Source organism: Burkholderia theae (assembly GCF_048565265.1).
GTDB classification, from domain to species: domain Bacteria; phylum Pseudomonadota; class Gammaproteobacteria; order Burkholderiales; family Burkholderiaceae; genus Burkholderia; species Burkholderia theae.
This window is the reverse complement of the sequence record NZ_CP183461.1, coordinates 1,639,920-1,656,570: the sequence shown is the minus strand read 5'-3', so window position 1 is coordinate 1,656,570 and position 16,651 is coordinate 1,639,920. Positions and strand designations below refer to the sequence as shown.

General features: G+C 63.1%; 15 protein-coding genes and 2 tRNA genes. 3 read left to right on the top strand and 14 right to left on the bottom strand.

What is annotated here, in order from left to right; genetic code table 11:
• Window positions 1-41 precede the first annotated feature (41 nt).
• From ACN22W_RS07670 to ACN22W_RS07655, 4 genes are all read right to left on the bottom strand, one after another.
• The gene (locus tag ACN22W_RS07670) at window positions 42-332 is read right to left on the bottom strand and encodes a putative quinol monooxygenase (RefSeq protein WP_089467938.1); all 291 of its coding nucleotides are present in this window, start codon (window positions 330-332) and stop codon (window positions 42-44) included.
• A 528-nt stretch (window positions 333-860) separates the two neighbouring features.
• The gene (bamC, locus tag ACN22W_RS07665) at window positions 861-2,072 is read right to left on the bottom strand and encodes an outer membrane protein assembly factor BamC (RefSeq protein ID WP_129514390.1); all 1,212 of its coding nucleotides are present in this window, start codon (window positions 2,070-2,072) and stop codon (window positions 861-863) included.
• 140 nt (window positions 2,073-2,212) lie between these two features.
• Window positions 2,213-2,289: transfer RNA gene (locus ACN22W_RS07660), tRNA-Pro, on the bottom strand.
• A gap of 160 nt (window positions 2,290-2,449) precedes the next feature.
• Window positions 2,450-3,163 (bottom strand): class I SAM-dependent methyltransferase, encoded by a 714-nt coding sequence (locus ACN22W_RS07655; RefSeq protein ID WP_193098222.1) that lies wholly within the window; start codon window positions 3,161-3,163, stop codon window positions 2,450-2,452.
• A gap of 11 nt (window positions 3,164-3,174) precedes the next feature.
• Here ACN22W_RS07655 and ACN22W_RS07650 point away from each other — a divergent pair, with 11 nt between their 5' ends.
• The 3 genes from ACN22W_RS07650 (at window position 3,175) to ACN22W_RS07640 (ending at window position 6,934) form a co-directional block, all read left to right on the top strand.
• Window positions 3,175-3,495, top strand: coding sequence for a hypothetical protein (locus tag ACN22W_RS07650; protein WP_419687124.1), 321 nt, complete (start codon window positions 3,175-3,177; stop codon window positions 3,493-3,495).
• Complete coding sequence (locus tag ACN22W_RS07645; protein ID WP_419687122.1) at window positions 3,496-4,374, top strand: tyrosine-protein phosphatase; 879 nt, start codon at window positions 3,496-3,498, stop codon at window positions 4,372-4,374.
• Window positions 4,375-4,723: 349 nt separating this feature from the next.
• Window positions 4,724-6,934, top strand: coding sequence for a hypothetical protein (locus ACN22W_RS07640; protein WP_419687121.1), 2,211 nt, complete (start codon window positions 4,724-4,726; stop codon window positions 6,932-6,934).
• Window positions 6,935-7,200: 266 nt separating this feature from the next.
• On the opposite strand, the gene ACN22W_RS07635 is transcribed toward ACN22W_RS07640, so the two are convergent.
• From ACN22W_RS07635 to ACN22W_RS07590, 10 genes are all read right to left on the bottom strand, one after another.
• A complete protein-coding gene (locus ACN22W_RS07635; protein ID WP_419686240.1) occupies window positions 7,201-8,226 on the bottom strand; it encodes an IS110 family transposase in 1,026 nt (341 codons plus the stop codon).
• A 140-nt stretch (window positions 8,227-8,366) separates the two neighbouring features.
• Window positions 8,367-8,783 (bottom strand): MerR family transcriptional regulator, encoded by a 417-nt coding sequence (locus ACN22W_RS07630; protein ID WP_193098219.1) that lies wholly within the window; start codon window positions 8,781-8,783, stop codon window positions 8,367-8,369.
• Between the two features lie 62 nt (window positions 8,784-8,845).
• On the bottom strand, window positions 8,846-9,232 hold the full coding sequence (locus ACN22W_RS07625) for an integration host factor subunit alpha (protein WP_046545481.1): 387 nt from the start codon (window positions 9,230-9,232) through the stop codon (window positions 8,846-8,848).
• A gap of 73 nt (window positions 9,233-9,305) precedes the next feature.
• Window positions 9,306-11,735 (bottom strand): phenylalanine--tRNA ligase subunit beta, encoded by a 2,430-nt coding sequence (gene pheT, locus ACN22W_RS07620; RefSeq protein WP_412021973.1) that lies wholly within the window; start codon window positions 11,733-11,735, stop codon window positions 9,306-9,308.
• A gap of 96 nt (window positions 11,736-11,831) precedes the next feature.
• On the bottom strand, window positions 11,832-12,845 hold the full coding sequence (gene pheS, locus ACN22W_RS07615) for a phenylalanine--tRNA ligase subunit alpha (RefSeq protein ID WP_059234715.1): 1,014 nt from the start codon (window positions 12,843-12,845) through the stop codon (window positions 11,832-11,834).
• Window positions 12,846-12,994: 149 nt separating this feature from the next.
• Window positions 12,995-13,354 carry a 50S ribosomal protein L20 gene (rplT, locus tag ACN22W_RS07610; protein WP_004192938.1) on the bottom strand — a complete coding sequence of 120 codons (360 nt, stop codon included), beginning with the start codon at window positions 13,352-13,354 and terminating at the stop codon, window positions 12,995-12,997.
• A gap of 30 nt (window positions 13,355-13,384) precedes the next feature.
• The gene (gene rpmI, locus ACN22W_RS07605) at window positions 13,385-13,582 is read right to left on the bottom strand and encodes a 50S ribosomal protein L35 (RefSeq protein WP_004191477.1); all 198 of its coding nucleotides are present in this window, start codon (window positions 13,580-13,582) and stop codon (window positions 13,385-13,387) included.
• 190 nt (window positions 13,583-13,772) lie between these two features.
• Window positions 13,773-14,297: a translation initiation factor IF-3 gene (gene infC, locus ACN22W_RS07600; protein WP_071734130.1), complete on the bottom strand. Its 525-nt coding sequence runs from the start codon at window positions 14,295-14,297 to the stop codon at window positions 13,773-13,775.
• Between the two features lie 49 nt (window positions 14,298-14,346).
• Window positions 14,347-16,254, bottom strand: coding sequence for a threonine--tRNA ligase (gene thrS / locus ACN22W_RS07595; protein ID WP_193098216.1), 1,908 nt, complete (start codon window positions 16,252-16,254; stop codon window positions 14,347-14,349).
• Between the two features lie 271 nt (window positions 16,255-16,525).
• Window positions 16,526-16,602 (bottom strand) — tRNA-Val (locus ACN22W_RS07590).
• Between the last annotated feature and the right edge of the window lie 49 nt (window positions 16,603-16,651).

Sequence of the window (16,651 nt, the reverse complement as noted above, 5' to 3'; positions counted from 1 at the left end):
CGCGCCGCGGCGACCGGATGCGTCCGGTCGCCCCACCCTGCTCAGACGAGCTTCGACAGCACGCGGATTTCGGAACGTTCGATCCAGTCCGCGGCCGCTTCGCGATACGCGAGAATGTGCGCGGAACGCGCATGGGCGGCCAGCGCCTCCTCGCTCTCCCAGCGCTCGACGAATACGAACCGCGCGGGCTCCTTCAGGTCCCGATGCAGGTCGTACTGCAATGCCCCCGCTTCGTTGCGGGTCGGCTCGACGATCCCTTCGAGCGCGGTGCGCAGTTTTTCCTCGGCGCCCGGCTTCGCCACGATCAGCGCCACGACTGCAATTTCCGCCATTCCCGACTCCTTCTTTGAGAAAAGTCCGAGAATACGCGAATCACATAGCGGCCGCGCCGATGCGCGGCTGTACGACGGCCCCAAAAAAAATAGCCCGCGCTTCAGAGAAGCGCGGGCGAAACCGTCGCCCTACGAGGATAGGCGACGGGGCCATCGAGATCCGCACGCTGGCGCGGATCGTCATCAGTTGCGCCGGCGCTTGTCGCACCGGCATTTGAAGACGTCGATACCGTTGATCTGGCGCTCGCGGCGCACACCCGGTACCTGACGCTGTCCTCCCTGCTCTAACGATTCCAACATATAAAGCAGGTTGCGTGCCAGGCCTTGCACGCCAATCACGCCGTTGATTTATAAGGACAATTTCCTCACCCACGCCAATGTGACGCGTGCTCTGCCGCCGTAACGCGCGGATGTTACGTAACGTCACGAGGAGGGACCGAACCTCTCGCACACGTGCGCGCCGGCGAGCGGCCATGAAAAAAGCCCGCCAGATGGCGGGCTTTTCGCGGGTGCGGAGAAGCGTCGAGATCAGCGGAGCTGATTCACGAGCAGCCCCATGATCTGGCGAGCCGCTGACGACGTGTCAAGCGCGCCCGAATCGTCGATGACCGCGACGCGCGTCTGGTCGGCCGTGAGCGCCTTCACGTTGACGCGGTACTGCTTCGCCTGCTTTTCCTTCTTGCCGTGGAACAGCTGGCTCCAGAAGCCCTGTTCGGCCGAGGTCAGATCCTTCGGATCGACGTAGCGCACGAAATACAGGCCCTTCGAGCGATCGCGATCGTCGACCGTGAAGTTCGCGCGATCGAGCGCGAGACCGACATGCAGCCACGATCGGTCGTACGGTTCGCCCAGCGTGACCTCGGACGGCACCGCGGCCGCATCGGCGGCATCGCTGCCTTGCGCCGACGTGCGCGACACGTTCTGCGCGGCAATCGCGGCGGCGGCCTTCGACGATGCGTCGTCATCGGCCTTCTTTTCCTTCGGCACCACGTTGTCCTTGATGTTCGCGATCGGCGGTTCGCCGTTTTTCGCGCGCTGCTCGTTCTGCGCGAGCACCGCCATCAGTCGCTTCAGGTATTCGGTCTCGAGCGCCGGATCGTTCGGCTTCGGTTCCCACTTGCTCGAATCGTTGTTCGAGCCCGTGATCGCCTCGCGCATCCCCTTCTGGCTGATGAACACGTAGGTGCCGCCGTTCGGCGCCGAATCGAGACGCGTGCGGTACTTGTTGCGCTCGGCCGTCACGTACGAGTTGCCCATCGCCTTCGAGATCACGCTGCGGATCAGGCCGTCGTTGATCTGCGGATGGGTTTCGTTCCAGTCGGTTTCCATCACGCCCTTGTCGCGCTGGTCGACGACGAGCAGGAAGCCCTGCTCCTGCCAGAAACGGCGGACCTGCGGCCAGATGTCGGCCGGCTGCTTGCCGTCGATCACGAGCCAGCTCTCGGTGCCGTCGCGCTGGATGTGCATGCCGGTCACGGCCGGAGCGACGGTGTCCAGGGCGGGCGCCGCCTTCTGGACTTGCTGTAGCGCAGACAGGGAAGTCGCGCCGCCCTGGGGCGGCAGCGAACGCTGATCGGCCGTCTCGTCGAGCATGTTGGGCGGCACTGCGAGCGACGCTTCTTTCGATTTCGAATCGCTCTTGTAGTCCACTTTCGTGGGCGACGACGTACCGCAACCGGCAACGAGCGCGCCGGTGGCGAGCACTGCAGCGAACCGCATGGTAAGACGAAGATCAGTCATGTTCGGGGAATCCTCTTCCGCTAAATCACGGCGCTTTCCGTGGATCAACCTTGGATTTTACCGGGGCCGCGCCGCGATGTGCAAAAAAGCGACCGGCAAGAAAAAACCCGCGTCAGCCTAAGCCGACGCGGGTTCTTGTCTGGTCGGGGCGAGAGGATTTGAACCTCCGACCACCTGCACCCCATGCAGGTACGCTACCAGGCTGCGCTACGCCCCGAAAGAAGAAAAGTATAACAGACACTTTTCCTATTTAGAATCGGGTCGCATGCATTTTGTGAATGTTCTTGTGAAATTTTTTGGCGTGACGGCACCAATACGGGCGCAGACGCCCCTGCCGGCGCAACTTGCGCCTCGACTGCACGGCTTGCGCCTCGCATTCACCGATTGCGCGCGACGCAGATGACCGTCAGGCCGGCAACGCGGTTGAAGCGGAACATCGGCAACTCGATACGACAGATCATCTTGAGCAAGCCGTTGACGAGCGGATGGTGGCGGCGCAATTGCGACGCCGGCTCGCGCGGATGCGGGCGCGCCCGCTCGCCCAGCCGCAATGCCGCCGCAAGCGGGAACGTGAGACCGAAGTAGTAGGCGCCACGCTCGACGTCGAGCCCCGCACGACGAACCACATCCTCGAGACCGCCGAGCGTATAGCGGCGCTTGTGCTCGAGAAAATCGTCGTGCCCGCTCCAGAGGAACTGGAACGCGGGAACCGTGATCAGGAACCGGCTGCCCGGAGGCGCCCCCGCCACATACTGCGACAGCAGCCCGACGTCGTCGTCGACATGCTCGAGCACGTCCATCAGCAAAACGAGATCGGCATCGAATCGGTCGACGGACCGCCGGAAATGGATGGGCTTGCCGGCCGCCTCGCCATCGGTATCACCGGCGTAGCTCGTATCGACGCACCACGCTTCCGTCGCCTGCGTGCGCTCGAGCAAATGCTTCGAGAAAAAGCCGGAGCCGGCACCGACGTCGAGTATCCGGTTCGCGCCCGACGCGCCGAGGAACCGGCGGATCGCGCTCGCCTTCGACGCGTAGTACCAGTGATCGCCCACCCCCGCACCCAATACGTCGACTTCCTTCAGATCCATGGCGCTTCCCCGTGATCGCTACCGTGCTTTGTTCGATCCAGCCACTGATGCCGATCTTACTCGCCGCCGCCGCCGATCGTAACCGTCAACGATACGCGGCCCGCGACGGCAACCCGCATTCCTCCCTAATCGAAAAGGACGATGGCCGCTTCGCCGCACATCGCTACCGTGCGGTTACCCGGCGCGATATCGACGCGCACGGCGAACCGTCCGACTGCATGCCGATCGATCCGGCCCGCCCCGGCTTTGCCGCGTCGCGCGCGATACAGGGAGCGGCTTCGGTCACCACCGCGGTCGCGACTCTTGTAATCGTCTTCGACAAAGGGCATTGAATGCATCAGAAAAACGAAATCTCCCGTCGAGATTTTCTCCGGCTGGGCGCCGGTACGATCGGCGTGGCGCTGGGGAGCGCGTCGCTTCTGTCCGCATGCGGCGGCGACTCGATTTCGGTCGCGCCCGTCACGACGCCACGACTGAGTTCGGCGTCGAACTTTCGCGACACGGCCGGACCGGACGGAACCGGCTATGTGACGACCAGCGGCGCGACGATGAAGAAAGGCCTGATCTATCGGTCGTCCGCGCTCGCGTTGTCCGCCGCCGACGTCGCCACCGTCGGCACGTTGGGCATCAAGCAGGTCTGCGACCTGCGCACGCCCGCCGAGATCAAGACGCAGCCGGATGTGCCGCTGGCCGGTGCCACCTGGCAAAACCTCAATGTGCTCGGTGCCGCCAGCATCGACCCGCTTCCGACCACCGGCGCAACCGCGACGGCCTTCATGCAGAGCATGTACCGGGCGTTCGTGACGTCGGACACCGCGCATGCGAGCTATCACGCACTGTTCACCGGCTTCGCCGGCGCCGGCGAAAACCTGATCTTTCACTGCACGGCCGGGAAGGATCGCACCGGCTGGGCGACCGCCATCCTGCACACGATCCTCGGCATCCCTCAGCAAACGATTCTCGCCGACTACCTGCTGACCAACGTCTATAGCGCCTCCACCATCGCCGCGTCGGTCGCCCAGGCTCAAAAAGCCGGGGGACAAAATGCGGCAGACCTGATGACCGCGCTGCAAGGCGCTCACACCGATTATCTGCAGGCGGCGTTCGACCAGGTCACGGCGTCGTACGGCTCGATGACGTCGTACATCGACAACGGCCTGCAACTCGACCAGGCAACGCTGAGCGCCATCCGGCAGCGCATGCTGGTCTGACCCGGCCCGCGGGCGACCACGACGGGGCCGGATCGCACGTGGCGTTCGACCGCACCGGCCAAGCGCGTCGCGAATCCGGTGAAACCCGCTCCGGCCAAGGCTGGCGGCGGGTTTGCCCAGTCGTCTCAAAACGCGCCTGCCGACGCTCCGCACCAACCAAACGACCGTTTGATCCGGTCGCCCGGCCAGCCCGAATCCATTGTCCCGCAGCGCGCCGGCTCGCCGCGCCCGCGCGCCCGTTGTTTGGTAACGCCGCTCTAGCGCGCTATGACACACTGCACCGCATCGACGCTCGCGCCGCGCGTTGGCGCGCACCGCCGTCGATCACGACAAGACATGGAGACAGACGATGCGGAATGCGGTCCGGCGCGGCCATCGCTCGCCTTTGGCAATTTTCGACTGGATTTCCGGCCCGCGACGCGCGGCCGCCCCGGTCAGGCACAAGACAACTCGCGTGTTCGGCTGCGGCGCGCTTGCACTGGCGCTGCTCTGCAGCGGCTGTGCGGAATCGTCCGCGCAACGCGACGGCAACCCGCCGGTCGCGTCGACGAAGATCGAACGCACCAAAGCCGAACGCCTCGCGCGCGAGCAGCAGATCGCGCGCACCGTACCGTCGCTCGCGTCGATCAGCCTCACGCAACCGCGCCCGTTTTCGCTGCGCGACTCGGGCCAGAACGGCGCGATGACGTTCCTGCGTGACGTCGATTTCCGCATCGTCAACAACCTCGGTTTCTTCATCCACCAGTTGTCGGCCACGCTCGTGCCGACACAGGCCGGTGCGCCGATCGTGTTCGACGATCCGACCAGCTTCGAGATCGACGTGCATCAGGGCACGGTCACGCTCGACAATGCAAAGCTGACCGCCCTCTTCAACACCTATATCTTCGGCTACCGCAACGCGCCGCTGCGCAACCTCGCGGTATCGGCCGGCGACGGCGTGATCCATCTGCAGGGCGAAATGCAGCGCGATGGCTGGGTGCCGTTCTCGCTGACCGGCACGCTCGCGATCCGCGACGGCAGCCAGCTCGTGTTCCACCCGACCGGCGTGCGCGTGTCGGGCATCAACGCACAGCCCGTGATGCGCGCGGCCAACGTGAAGATGGCCGACCTGTTGAAAGTCCAGACGCCGATCGCGCGGCTCGCCGGCGACGATCTCGTGATGTCGGTCGACAAGCTGATGCCGCCGCCGCGCCTGAAGCTCACGATCACCGCGTTGCGCGTGACACCGGCCGGCCTCGACCTGACGCTCGACGACGGCACGCATGCCGGCTTCGCGATGCCCGCGAACGCACCGCAGCAGGCGATGGTCATTCGCGGCGGCGACGTGAAGTTCATGCGCTCGATGCCGATGAACGCGGACATCCTGATCGGTCCGGTCGATCCGGCGAAACGCGACCAGACCTTCGTGTTCGACCTGTATCACTATCGCGACCAGGTATCGGCCGGCTACTTCAATTTCGACGAAAACGGTGCGATGGCAATCCGGATGCCTTCGTACACGGGCCCGGCCAGCGGCGCGGCGCTCGGCAACGCAGCCGCGCGCCTGAACGACAGCTTCCTCGCCGCGCAGCAGAATGCGCTGCGCGACGTGCGTCAGCACTGGGAAGCCTACGCGCTCGCGGCGGACACCGTGCGACCCGGCATGCAGAAGGTCGCGATGCGGCGCTCGTCGACCACGCCGTTCGACGAACGCCACGTGTCGAACCGCAACCCGACGATCCATCTGCGCAACGTCGACTTCAACCTGTCTGGCGATATCGGCTTCCATGTCGAGGATCTCGACGTGGAACTCGTGTCGAAGCGGCCCGGCGAACCCGTCGATCTCGACGATCCGAACCAGTACGACATCCGCATTCTCGGCGGCACGGTCGTCGAGTCGTGGAAGGCGATGTCCGCGCTCTTCAACAACTACCTGCTCGACTACTCGCCGCGTTCGCTGAACGACCTGCAACTGAGCGCGGACGGCCAGAACCTGCGTGTCCAGGGCGGCATCAAGCTGTGGAATCACGTGCCGGGCGTCTGGCTGCCGACCGACATGAAGGGCTCGCTGACCGTGCTCGACGACCGGCACCTCGCGTTCAAGCCGGCCCAGGTGTCGGTGCTCGGGATTCCGCAGGCGAAGCTGCTGCGCTCGCTCGGCATCGAGCTCGCTTCGCTGACGCCGCTGCAGCGGCGCGGCGCGGAACTGCGCGGCGACACGCTCGTGCTCGACCAGTACACGGTGTTCCCGCCGCCCGTGCTGAACGGCAAGCTCGGGCAGGCAACGGTCGAGCGCGACGGGCTGCGCCTCACGTTTCGGCGCGCGGCGGGCGCGCCCGCGCCGAAGCGGCCGCAGATCGATGCGCCGAGCTACATGTGGATGGAAGGCGGCGACATGAAGATGTTCAACGTGCTCGAACTGAACGTGCGCGCGCTGATCCGGAATTCGGCCGAGGCCGGCCCGATGCGTTTCGACTTGTACGGCTACCGCAGCCAGGTCGCGCAGGGCTCGGTGCGGATGCTGCCGGACGGCACGCTGGTCGTCGACATGGGACAGAAGAATCCGCTCGCATCGCGCTGATGCGCATGCGCGACACGCATGAAAATGTATGGTCAGCCTGTTTTTTGCAACCTTGGACAGTGACTAAGATAGAAAGGCTTGCGCTAATGTATCCGGGCTCGAAATGGGCGCGGATCGCGCCCGGCCCTCGATGAGAAGCCGCGCCCGACAGGCCTTAAAAAAGCGTCAGTCTGCGAGACTGAATTTCATGTCAGGTTTTCTGTCGGGCCGTGAGCCGATTGTCTTCATCACGGATCAGAGGTCGCAAAAGCAGGCAGGTACTTCGATCAGGCGATAGCCGGATGAGCCCGGTACTCGCCGCCCCTGGCCAGAATCGCCCATACGATTCTGGCCATTTTGTTGGCTAGCGCGCAGGCGACAACGTTGCCATGACGGCGACGCAGCAGCGCTTGCACCCAGATACCCAATGCATCGGTACGGCGCTCGACGTAACGCATGACGGCTCTTGCGCCTTGAATCAGCAAACATCGCAGGCGCTTGTCGCCTCGCTTGCTGATACCGAGCAAGGTCGGGCGTCCTCCCGTCGAATGCTGACGAGGTACCAACCCCAACGAAGCAGCGAAGTCGCGAGCACGTTTGAACGCATGCACATCACCGGCCATCGCCAGCAGATTGCTGGCCGTGATCGGACCGACTCCGGGGATCGTCATGAGCCGCTGCCCCGCGTTGTCCTCAGCGAGTTGGCGCTTGAGTTCGCCGTCGCACTGGGCGATCTCCTCGCTGAGTTGGCCATATCGCCGATGCAAGCGCTGCAGGATCGCCACCAGCCGGGGCGGCAGTGTCGATGCTGGATCATCGAGCAAGATTGGCAGGCGGGTAATGGCAAGCGCGCCGACCGGCAAGCTGATACCGAATTCGAGTAGGAACGCGTGAGCCTGGTTGACCGTGGCGGTGCGCTCGCTCACCAGTGCTTCGCGTACTCGATGCAACGCCATCAGTGCCTGCTGATCCGGCGTCTTAATTGCCACAAAGTGCATGCTGGGGCGAGAAGCGGCCTCGCAAATTGCTTCGGCATCGGCGAAGTCGGTCTTGTTGCCCTTCACAAAGGGGCGGACAAATTGCGGCGCGATCAGGCGTACCTGATGCCCGAACACCTGCAGTTTGCGCGCAAGCCAGTGCGCACCCGCGCAGGCCTCCATGGCGATTGTGCTGGCTGGACAACCCGCCAGCAAAACCAGCAACTGAGTACGCGTCACCTTCTTGCGCCAGACTTCGTGACCGTGACGGTCCTGCGCATGTAGAAAGAAGCAGTGCTTGCCTAGATCGATCCCGATCAACGTCGCGGTGCCCATGATGATCTCCCAGAAAGGAAACGGCCCGATCAGCGTACGCTGATCGGGCCGTTTCGGTCAGGCTGACCATCTCATTAAAGCCCGGTGGCGCTTCGCCAACCGGGCTTTTCATTTGATGATTCAGGTTTCGTTGTTCGCGCTCAGTCGTGCTTCAGTCCGTCGATCACATCGAGCAATGCCTGCCGCAACGCAACGACATCGACGGTGGCGCCCGGCTTGCCCGGCACGCGCGCGTCGGCGACCTGAACGTCCTGCTCGACGGGCGCTGCCGCCGCGGCACGCTCGCCGCCCGGCGAATCGAGCCGGTTGCGCGCGCCGTTGATCGTGAACCCCTGCTCGTACAGCAACTCGCGAATCCGCCGGATCAGCAGCACCTCGTGATGCTGGTAATAGCGACGATTGCCGCGCCGTTTCACCGGCCGCAGCTGAGTGAATTCCTGTTCCCAATATCGCAGCACATGCGGCTTGACCCCGCACAGTTCGCTGACTTCACCGATCGTGAAGTAGCGCTTCGCGGGAATCGGAGGCAAGACGACTTTCTCAACCGTAGTGGTCATCGTCGGTTAACCGTCGGTAAAGGGTGCGCGGCGGCCGCGCGGAGACGTCAGCGCGCGGAGTGTTACTCCGTGCCGTTTTCGACCAGCGCCTTCAGCTTCTGGCTCGCGTGGAAGGTTACCACCCGGCGTGCCGCGATCGGAATAGCCTCGCCCGTCTTCGGATTGCGGCCCGGGCGCTGCGGCTTGTCGCGCAGCTGGAAATTGCCGAACCCCGACAGCTTGACGCTTTCGCCGTTTTCGAGCGCGTCACGGATGACTTCGAAAAACGCCTCGACCATGTCCTTCGCTTCACGCTTGTTCAGCCCGACGCTGTCGAACAGCAGCTCCGCCAGTTCCGCCTTCGTCAGCGTGGGCGTCTCGGTGGACGCCGGCGCCGAAGCGTCGCGGTTCATGGCGCTGCGTTGCGCCGTCAGGAGGGCTTCGAATTCACTCGAGGTCATGTCGTTCATATCTGCCATACAGCGCGTTAAATCAAAACTTACGATGGGGAAAAAGCCGCCCGCGAACGGGCGGGCCCTCTCCTTAGCCGCGCAGACGCGCACCGGCGCGAGCCATCCGCTCGACCAGCGTGTGGATCGCCTGATCGACGACCTCGTCCTGTAGCGTGCCAGCCGCGTCCTGCAGCGTCACGCGGAAGGCAAGGCTCTTCTCGTGCGCGGCGAGACCACCGGAAGTATTTGATTTTGCACGAAATTCGTCGAAGAGTACAACCTTCTGAACGAATCGGCAGGCCTCTTCGGCAAGCGCCTTCTTCATTTCGTCGAAAAGTGCCTGAACCTCGACCGCCTGATCGACGACAACGGCGATATCACGACGGACCGGCGGGAATTTCGACACGTCGGTCGGCGCGGGCAGCGCACGCGCAATCAGCGCGTCCGCGTCGATCTCGAACATCACCGGCGCGTGCGGCAGCTCGTACTTCTGCATCAGGCGCGGGTGCAGTTCGCCGATCCAGCCGACCGCACGGCCATCGACTTCGATGCGCGCGCTGCGGCCCGGATGGAGGGCCGGATGCTCGGCCTTCACGAAGCGTGCGGCCGCGGGCGCGAGCAGCGCCTCGAGATCGCCCTTCACGTCGAAGAAATCGACCGCGCGGGTCGCCGCGCCCCACTGCTCGTCGAGCGCCGGGCCATAGGCAAGCGCGCCGACGCGCTTCGGCTGCGCATGGCCTTCCACCGCCAGCTCGCCGGCCTTCACCGACGGATCGGCGAGGAACACGCGGCCCGACTCGAACACGCGCACGCGATCGGCACGGCGGTTCAGGTTGTGGCGCAGCACGGCGATCAGGCTGCCGAACAGCGTCGTGCGCATCACCGAAAGCTGGCTCGCGATCGGGTTCAGCAGCTTGATCGGGTTGTCGTTGCCCGCGAAATCGCTCTCCCACTCCGCATCGACGAAGCTGAAGTTGACGGTTTCCGCGTAGTCGCGCGCGGCAAGCGCGTGACGGATGTCGTGGATCGAGCGCCGCGTCTCGTTGGTCGCGCGCATTTCGCTCGTCGCGACCGGCGGACGCGCCGGGATCTTCTCGAAGCCGTAGATGCGCGCCACTTCCTCGATCAGGTCTTCCTCGATCTCGATGTCGAAGCGGTGCGACGGCGGCGTGACGAGGAACGCGTCGTCGTCACGCTCGAACGGCAGGCCGAGGCGCGTGAAGATGCTGGCGATCTCGTCGGCGCCGATCTTCACGCCGATGATGCGGTTCGCGCGCGACACGCGCATCTTCACCGGCGCGCGCTGCGGCAGGTTCACGGACTGATCGTCGACCGGGCCGGCCTTGCCGCCGCAGATCTCGAGAATCAGTTGCGTGATGCGCTCGACGTGCTCGACGGTCGTCGCGTAATCGACACCGCGCTCGAAACGATGCGCCGCATCGGTCGAGAAGTTGTACTTGCGCGCGCGGCCGCGGATGCTGTCCGGCCACCAGAACGCGGCTTCCAGGTAGATGTTGGTCGTGTCGAGCGTGACGGCCGTGCTGTCGCCGCCCATGATGCCGGCCAGGCTTTCCACGTGGCGGTCGTCCGCAATCACGCCGACCGTTTCGTCGAGTTCGACCGTGTTGCCGTTGAGCAGCTTCAGCGATTCGCCGCGCTTGCCCCAACGCACTTCAATACCGCCGTGAATCTTGTCGAGATCGAACACGTGCGACGGGCGGCCGAGCTCGAACATCACGTAGTTCGAAATGTCGACGAGGGCCGACACGCTGCGCTGGCCCGAACGCTCGAGGCGCTCGACCATCCACTGCGGCGTCTTCGCATGCGCGTTCACGCCGCGGATCACGCGACCCGAGAAGCGGCCGCACAGATCGGGGGCGGCAATGCGCACCGGCAGCGTCTCGTCGAGCTCGACGCGCACCGGGCGGATGTCGACCGGCGTCAGCGGCGCGCCGGTGATCGCGGCCGTCTCGCGCGCGATACCGAACACGGACAGGCAGTCGGCCTTGTTCGGCGTCAGCTTGATTTCGAAGATCGTATCGTCGAGATTGAGCGTCTCGCGGATATCCTGACCGACCGGCGTGTCTTCCGGCAGGATCAACAGGCCACTGTGATCCTCGGACAGCTTCAGTTCGCGCGCCGAGCACAGCATCCCCTGGCTCTCCACCCCGCGCAACTTCGACAGCTTGATCGCGAACGGCTTGCCGCCCTCTTCTGCCGGCGGCAGTTCCGCGCCGACCAGCGCGACCGGCACCTTGATGCCTGGCGCCACGTTCGGCGCGCCGCAGACGATATTCAGCGTCGCGCCGGTGCCGGCGTCGACCTGGCAGACATTGAGCTTGTCCGCATCCGGATGCTTGGCGACTTCGAGCACGCGGCCGACGACGATCTTCGACGTCGGCGGCGCGGCCTTGCTCAGCGATTCGACTTCGAGCCCCGCCATCGTCAGCGCGTGCGACAGTTCATCGGTCGTCAGCTGCGGGTCGACAAAGGTTCTCAACCAGGATTCAGGGAATTGCATGGATGTCTACGTTCGAAACAGGTTAGATCGACGCCCGGGCCCCGTCGGATCGTACGTCGGGGCGTGCGCGGGCACAGGTCGGCGCGGCGAGCGGCGTTATGCGAACTGGCGCAGGAAACGCAGGTCGTTCTCGAAGAACAGCCGGAGATCCTGGACGCCATAGCGCAGCATCGTCAGGCGCTCGAGGCCACTGCCGAACGCAAAGCCGATGTAGCGCTCGGGATCGAGGCCCATGTTGCGAATCACCGTCGGATGCACCTGCCCCGAGCCGGAGATCTCGAGCCATTTGCCGGCGTTCTTGCCTTGCTCGAACATCATGTCGATCTCGGCCGACGGTTCCGTGAACGGGAAATACGACGGACGGAAGCGCACGAGGATGTCGTCGCGCTCGAAGAATTTTTTCAGGAAGTCGGTGTAGACGCCCTTGAGGTCGGCGAAGCTGATGTTCTCGTCGATCCACAGCCCCTCGACCTGATTGAACATCGGCGAGTGGGTCGCATCGCTGTCGACGCGATACGTGCGGCCCGGCGCGATCACCTTGATCGGCGGACGGTTCATGCGCGCATAACGCACCTGCATCGGGCTCGTGTGCGTGCGCAGCAGCAACTGACGGCCGTCGGCATCCTTGCCTTCGACGTAGAAGGTGTCCTGCATCGAACGCGCCGGATGGTTCTCCGGGCTGTTCAGCGACGTGAAGTTGTACCAGTCGGTCTCGATTTCGGGGCCGTCGGCCACATCGAAACCGATCGAGCCGAAAATCTGTTCGACCCGCTCCCACGTGCGCATCACGGGGTGCAGGCTGCCTGCGCCGGCGCCACGACCCGGCAGCGTCACGTCGATCGCTTCGGCAGTGAGGCGCTGATTCAGCAGCGCGTCGGCCAGTGCCTGGCGACGGGCGGTCAGCGCGGCTTCAACCTGCTGCTTCACGACGTTGATGCGTGCGCCTTCGGTCTTGCGTGTTTCGGGATCGAGCTTGCCGAGGCCCTTCAGCAACTCGGTCAGCGCACCCGACTTGCCGAGAAAGCGTGCTTTCTCGTTTTCGAGCGTGGTGATGTCGGCAGCCTGTTCGAAGGACTGCTGCGCGTCGGCGACAATCTGGTCCAGATCCATAGATCCCATCATTTCCAACGTCATTCGGTCTTGGCGAGCGAAACTGCTCCACCAAACAAAAAAGGGGCTCGGAAGAGCCCCGTTTTCGCTGCAGCGGCCGAGACTACCGGAGCATCGCTGCAACTAACCACGCAGTGCTAATTTCGCAATTAGGCTGCAACGGCGGCTTTCACCTGCTTGACGATCGCAGCAAAAGCAGCCTTGTCGAACACCGCCATATCGGCCAGAACCTTACGGTCGAGTTCGATCGACGCCTTCTTCAGGCCGTTGATGAACACGCTGTAGGTCATGTCGTGCTGGCGGACTGCCGCGTTGATACGCGTGATCCACAGTGCGCGGAACACACGCTTCTTGTTGCGGCGATCGCGGTACGCGTACTGGCCAGCGCGCATCACCGCCTGCTTGGCGATGCGGTAGACGTTATTGCGGCGGCCGCGATAACCCTTGGCCAGGTTGATGATCTTCTTGTGGCGGGCCCGTGCGGTTACCCCACGTTTGACTCGAGGCATATTTCTCTCCTTAGAGTATCGATTGAGGGGTTACGCGAACGGCAGCATTGCGCGGACGGAGTTCAGATCGGAATCATGAACTGCCGTTGCGCCGCGCAGGTGGCGCTTGTTCTTCGTGGTTTTCTTGGTCAGGATGTGACGCTTGAAGGCTTGACCGCGCTTGACGGTACCGCCCGGACGCACCACGAAGCGCTTTGCAGCGCTCTTCTTGGTCTTCATCTTAGGCATGACGAACAACTCCAGTTTATTAGATGGCGATGGGTGTGCGGTTGGCTTGCGCCCTTGACCCGCCCTTCGAAACCCAGTCCACTTGTGTACGGCGAACCGCTTGCGCAGCCGCCGTCATTGTTGGCACGCCGCCCTGACCGGGCAACGCACCGAACCACTGTCGAACCTGCGCGCGAAGCGCGCGGGCCGGTTACTTCTTTTTCTTCGGCGAGAGCACCATGATCATCTGGCGCCCTTCCATCTTCGGCATCTGCTCGACCTGGCCGACTTCCTCGAGATCCGTGCGCAGACGCTCAAGCATCCGCATACCGATTTCCTGGTGAGCCATTTCGCGACCGCGGAAACGCAACGTGATCTTCGTCTTGTCGCCTTCTTCGAGGAAGCGCACGAGGTTGCGGAGCTTGACGTTGTAATCCCCGTCATCGGTACCCGGGCGGAATTTGACTTCCTTGACCTGGATGACCTTCTGCTTCAGCTTCGCTTCGTGCTGCTTCTTCGATTCCTGGTACTTGAACTTGCCGTAATCCATCAGACGGCAAACCGGGGGAACCGCTTGCGGCGCGATTTCCACCAGGTCAACATCCAGTTCTTCCGATTTACGGAAAGCATCAGCGAGTTTTACGATACCGAGCGGTTCGTTCTCGATCCCGACCAGACGCACTTCCGGCGCAGTGATTTCACCGTTGATGCGATGCGACGACTTATCAGTAGCGATGTTACGTTTCCTCTAAAAATTAAAAAAACGAGCCGCGCTGCCAGGGCGGTTACTTGAACGAGCGCAGGTCTTCCTGCAGACGCTCAACGAAGGCATCGACCGGCATCACGCCAAGATCGACGCCGCCACGGGCACGCACGGCTACCGTTTGCGCATCACGCTCCTTATCACCCACGACGAGGAGATAAGGCACCTTTTCCAGCGTGTGCTCGCGTATTTTATAGCTAATCTTCTCGTTGCGCAAATCGGCCGTCACTCTAACCCCTTGTTTTTGCAACGTTTGGGCCAGAGACTGCGCATATTCGACCTGATTTTCGGCGATATTGAGCACAACAGCCTGAATCGGCGCGAGCCAGACCGGCATCGCACCAGCGTGGTGCTCGATCAGAATGCCGAGGAATCGCTCCATCGAACCGACGATCGCACGGTGCAGCATCACGGGCCGACGACGGCTGTTGTCTTCCGCGACGTACTCGGCACCGAGACGCTCCGGCAGCATCATGTCGAGCTGCAGCGTACCGCACTGCCACGAGCGGCCGAGCGCGTCCTTGATGTGATACTCGATCTTCGGACCGTAGAACGCACCCTCGCCCGGCAGCTCTTCCCACTTGAGGCCGCACGCCGTCAGCGCTTCACGCAGACCCTGCTCGGCACGGTCCCACGTTTCGTCGGAACCCATGCGCTGCTCCGGACGCAGCGACAGCTTGATGTCGATGTGATCGAAGCCGAAATCGCCGTACACGCTCATCGCGAGTTTGTTGAACGCGATCGACTCGGCAATGATCTGGTCTTCCGTACAGAAGATGTGCGCATCGTCCTGCACGAAGCCGCGCACGCGCATCAGGCCGTGCAGCGCGCCCGACGCCTCGTTGCGGTGGCACGAACCGAATTCCGCGTAACGCAGCGGCAGGTCGCGGTACGAGCGCAGGCCGTGCTTGAACACCTGGACGTGCCCCGGACAGTTCATCGGCTTGATCGCGTAGTCGCGCTTCTCCGACTCCGTCGTGAACATATTCTCGCGGTAGTTCTGCCAGTGACCCGACGCTTCCCACAGCGAGCGGTCCATGATCATCGGCGTCTTGATCTCGAGGTAGCCGGCTTCGTTCACACGACGGCGCATGTACTGCTCGACCTGCTGCCACAGCGCCCAGCCCTTCGGATGCCAGAACACCATGCCCGGCGACTCTTCCTGCATGTGGAACAGGTCGAGCTGCTTGCCGAGCTTGCGGTGGTCGCGCTTTTCCGCTTCCTCGAGCATGTGCAGGTATTGATCCTGGTCTTCCTTCTTCGTCCAGGCCGTACCGTAGATGCGCTGCAGCTGCTCGTTCTTCGAATCGCCGCGCCAGTAGGCGCCCGCGACCTTCATCAGCTTGAAGACCTTCAGCTTGCCGGTCGACGGCACGTGCGGGCCACGGCACAGGTCGGTGAAGCCGCCGTGCGAATACAGCTTGATGTCGTCGCTCTGCGGAATCGACTCGATGATCTCGGCCTTGTACTTCTCGCCGATGCTGCGGAAGTACCCCGCCGCCTCGTCGCGCGACACGACGCGGCGCGTCACGGGCTCGTCCTTCTTGGCGAGCTCCAGCATGCGCTTTTCGATCTTCTCGAGATCTTCCGGCGTAAACGGACGCTGATACGCGAAGTCGTAATAGAAGCCGTTGTCGATCACCGGACCGATCGTCACTTGCGCTTCCGGATACAGTTCCTTCACTGCGTACGCGAGCAAATGCGCGGCCGAGTGACGGATGATGTCGAGGCCGTCGGCGTCCTTGTCCGTGACGATAGCGAGCGACGCGTCGCGGTCGATCACCGCGGACGTATCGACGAGCTCGCCATCGAGCTTGCCACCAAGCGCAGCCTTCGCAAGGCCGGGACCGATCGAGGCTGCAACCTCGGCAACTGTCACCGGATGCTCGTATTGTCGAACTGAGCCGTCAGGCAAGCGTATCGAAACCATAGCAATCTCCGTGATGCCGACAGTGGGCGGCAGACCAAACACGCGATATAAAAGTCACGCGCGAAAATTTCGCGACAAAAAAAATGCGGCCCCGCTTTCGAGGGGCCGCATTCGATACTTCACTCAAACTGAAAGGGCGAAAACGTTCCTCGACTAGCGTCGGTCCGAAAAGGTTTCGGTCAACGTTCGCGGTGTCATAACCGTATTCGCCTTGTCTGCGTTGAGTTATTTACTGCATCGAATACCCGGAAACCGGGCATTCTCAATTCGTTGGTAGGCTCGATTGGACTCGAACCAACGACCCCCACCATGTCAAGGTGGTGCTCTAACCAGCTGAGCTACGAGCCTAGAGAAGCTGAAATTATATGGAGCTGCCGTCCGTTTGGCAAGCCTTTTT